Origin of the sequence: Galbibacter marinus, from assembly GCF_000300875.1 — a bacterium.
In the GTDB taxonomy this organism is placed as follows: domain Bacteria; phylum Bacteroidota; class Bacteroidia; order Flavobacteriales; family Flavobacteriaceae; genus Galbibacter; species Galbibacter marinus.
In genome coordinates this window covers 1-3597 of record NZ_AMSG01000053.1, presented here as the reverse complement: position 1 = coordinate 3597, position 3597 = coordinate 1, and the positions used below count along the sequence as shown (strand labels likewise).

The following is a 3597-nucleotide window of genomic DNA, read 5'->3' as shown; positions in this document are numbered from 1 at the left end:
ATCACTCCGATCTTATTGGGGGCTAAAATACTTGTACATGAGCGTACAATGTTGAAAAATCAACTGCACGCAGAACGTACTTCTGCAACTTCAAGTGAAAGCTCAGTTAATCGAACTAAAAAAAGAATAGCTCTTATTGATTTGCAGGAAAAGGAGATTAGAGGCGAAATTGCTATCCTCATCAAAGGAGATAAACTCTAGTAGAAAAGATGAAAATAGTATCTTCAATTCCGGGAATAGGAAATCTGACTGCTGTAACAATTATCGCCGAAACCAACGGATTCGAGTTAATAAAGAATAAAAGACAGTTGGTTAGTTATGCAGGATTAGATGTAAGAGAAAAGACATCTGGAACTTCAGTAAAATCCAAACCCCGAATATCCAAGCGTGGTAATCGGAATTTAAGGAAAGTAATGCACTTTCCTGCACTGGCTGCAATAAGAACCGATGAAAGGTTTAGAAATATTTTCTTAAGAATAGTTTCAAGGCATGGAATTAAAATGAAAGCTATAGTTGCCATCCAAAGAAAACTGCTGGAACTGACTTTTATCTTATGGAAAAATAATTCCTATTATAATTCAGAGCACGAGTATCAAATTATTCCATTTCAGGAAGTATCATTATAAAAAAGGGGAAGTTTATAAGTCACTCCCCCTGTAATCTGTTTAAGAGGTTTAGCTTTTAGCTCAAGCCCTAAACTCTTTTTACATTTTATTTATTTGTAATATTTCTTTTTAAGCCACAAGCTTATCTTTACTAATAATATCAGAACGGGAACTTCTACCAATGGCCCAATTACGCCTACAAATGCCTGAGGTGAATGGATTCCGAATACAGCTATGGACACTGCAATAGCTAGTTCAAAATTGTTTCCAGTGGCGGTAAATGCAATTGCTGCATTTTTGTCGTACGGAACATTCAAAGATTTATTGATAAAGAAGCTTACGAAAAACATTAGTACAAAATAGATGACTAACGGTATAGCCACCGTAATGACATCCATTGGCAACTCTATTATTTTATCACCTTTAAAACTGAACATTAATACTATGGTAAACAATAATGCGTATAATGTAATCGGCGATATTTTGGGTACAAATTTACGGTTATACCATTCTATGCCTTTGGATTTAACAAGTAAGTAACGGCTAAGAAAACCAGTCAAGAAAGGGATCCCTAAATAAATCATTACACTTTCAGTCACGTCTTCTATAGGTACGCTTACATTGAAACTTGCCAAGCCTAATCTGTTTGGCAGTACATTGATAAACAGCCAAACTAAGAAACTATAAGAAAATACCTGAAAGATGCTGTTTAATGCAATTAATAAGGCTGCATATTCTCTGTTACCTTTTGCAAGGTCATTCCATACTATGACCATTGCAATACATCTTGCCAAGCCTATCAATATCAAGCCAATCATATAATCAGGCTCATTTCTTAGAAAAAGAATGGCTAATCCGAACATTAAAATAGGCCCGATAATCCAGTTCAATAATAAAGAAATACTAACAACTTTTTTATCCTTCAATACTATAGGCAGTAATGAATAATCCACCTTTGCCAGTGGCGGGTACATCATCAATATCAAACCTATTGCCAACGGAATATTTGTAGTGCCGACAGATAGTGTATTTGTAATATTTGAAATACCCGGAAAGAAATATCCTAAGCCTAGGCCAAGAGCCATAGCTAGAAATATCCATAAAGTTAGATATCTGTCTAAGAATTTTAGTTTTGGTTGCATCGGCTATTTAGTAATTTTTGAAAAAACATAAAACATTTCCGATGCTATCTGTAAGCTTCTTTCTGAATATATCTTTGTCTGTTCGGAAGTGTTATCTGAAATTTTAGGATCTTCAAATGTGATGGGAATTCTTTTTTCCGCACCAGCGATAAATGGACATCCACCATCTGCTTGTGAACAGGTCATTATAGCTACAAAAGCAGATACTGGATTAAAAGGATTGTCATACTTTTTAGAAAATCCAATTATCGGTTGGGAATTATCACTATATTTTATAGCATAAACAGGATTGGAGCCATCATTTATTTTGAAAATATTAAATCCCTGATCGGATAATGTTTCTGCTACTTTTGGAAATAATGCGGTTTCTTCAGTACCTCCTGAATAGCAAATCACATTCTCAATACCGAAATGAGAGGCTGCTACTTGTGCCCAAACCTGTGATAAATGACTCCTGCGCGAATTATGGGTACAAATGAAATTTATATTTATTTGCTGCTTGCTATTTATTTTTAATTGAATAAAATCAATCAACGGCTGCAAGGTACTTTTACGCTCATCGTTATTGATTTTCTCCCATTCTAACTGTTGAATTGTCTCTGATAATGTTGGATACATAGATATTCGATTTAGGGTTTAGCAGCATCCTGAATTTGGAGTGCATGAACTTGATTGATTTGCTGTTAATTCGGAAAGGCTTTTGTTTTGTTTTTCAGAAGGAATTCCGCAAGCATCCTGAGCCAAGCAGGCAGTCGCTTTGTTTTTCAGTACAAATGTATTTCCATTGAAATCCAAATCGTATTTACCAATAGTATCGCTTTGATATTCCACTTCTATCTCCGCATCTTCAATTTCTAATTTATCTTCTGAAAGTTTAATTATACTTAATAGCTTTCCTGGTTTCAACCTATGCTCATAATCATCGGCATTCCACAATTGAAAGTTGACTACTTTTTCCTTACGGATTACGCCGCCACAATCAATAAAATTTTTGATTATTTGCCCCACTTCAGTAACGTGAAAGTGTTCAGGAACAAATGTTCCATTTTCTAATTGAAATTCAACATTTTCTAATGCTGGTAAAATTTCCTTGATTTCTGATAATTTCATAATACTAACTTTTAAAATGATAAAATAAATAATTAAATAACGTTATATAGCAATATAACGATGTTAAAGTATAAAAAAATGCCTTAGCAGCACTGCTTTACGTTTACATCCTGATTGAAAAAGCCATTAAATTCCTCTTGAAATTGTTTCCATACCAGTTCGTCAATACAATAACATACAGATTTACCTTCAATTGAACCTTGAATAATTCCTATGGTTTTTAATTCTTTTAAATGTTGTGAAATAGTTGCCTGTGCTAAACCTAATTCCTCAACCAGATCATTACAAATACATGTTTTTTGGTTGATAATATATTGCAGGATTGCTATTCTGGCTGGATGCCCTAAAACTTTAAGAAGCGATGCAAGTTTATTTTGCTCGTCTTTATATATTTCTGTTTTTGTTACTCCCATTTCTAAATTTATTTACATCGCAATATTACGATATTAAATTTAAATACAAAAGATTTTTATTTTTTTTATTTTTGAAAGCTCACTATTATTCCCTTTACAGGATAAAAGTAAGAAAATATTCAAACTCAATCCTGGCGGTTAAGTTATCACCAGTCATAGAGCCATATTTCCTTTTTTGTCGCAAATTTAAGCCTGTTTATGCGGCTTCCCAAGCCATTTGTCGCAAAATTGGCTATAAAAGATTAATATAATCACCATAAACATCTAAAAATGAGTTGAATAAAAACTGGTAACATCGCTCTGCGTGTTACCCTCTTGCTACTCATT

General features: G+C 33.6%; 5 protein-coding genes and 1 pseudogene. 2 read left to right on the top strand and 4 right to left on the bottom strand.

The genetic code is table 11. From position 1 onward, the window contains the following. Both I215_RS16550 and I215_RS15480 read left to right on the top strand, forming a co-directional pair. A pseudogene (locus I215_RS16550) lies at nt 1-201 on the top strand (hypothetical protein); the annotation flags it as partial. A gap of 8 nt (nt 202-209) precedes the next feature. Further along, nucleotides 210-626, top strand: coding sequence for an IS110 family transposase (locus I215_RS15480; protein ID WP_008992931.1), 417 nt, complete (start codon nt 210-212; stop codon nt 624-626). Nucleotides 627-715: 89 nt separating this feature from the next. Here I215_RS15480 and arsB read toward each other — a convergent pair whose 3' ends face one another. From arsB to I215_RS15460, 4 genes are all read right to left on the bottom strand, one after another. Continuing rightward, on the bottom strand, nt 716-1747 hold the full coding sequence (gene arsB, locus I215_RS15475; RefSeq protein ID WP_040460632.1) for an ACR3 family arsenite efflux transporter: 1032 nt from the start codon (nt 1745-1747) through the stop codon (nt 716-718). Between the two features lie 3 nt (nt 1748-1750). Then, nucleotides 1751-2365 (bottom strand): arsenate-mycothiol transferase ArsC, encoded by a 615-nt coding sequence (locus I215_RS15470; RefSeq protein WP_008992929.1) that lies wholly within the window; start codon nt 2363-2365, stop codon nt 1751-1753. 18 nt (nt 2366-2383) lie between these two features. Then, a complete protein-coding gene (locus tag I215_RS15465; RefSeq protein WP_008992928.1) occupies nt 2384-2857 on the bottom strand; it encodes a DUF6428 family protein in 474 nt (157 codons plus the stop codon). 83 nt (nt 2858-2940) lie between these two features. After that, complete coding sequence (locus I215_RS15460) at nt 2941-3270, bottom strand: ArsR/SmtB family transcription factor (protein WP_008992927.1); 330 nt, start codon at nt 3268-3270, stop codon at nt 2941-2943. Nucleotides 3271-3597 lie beyond the last annotated feature (327 nt).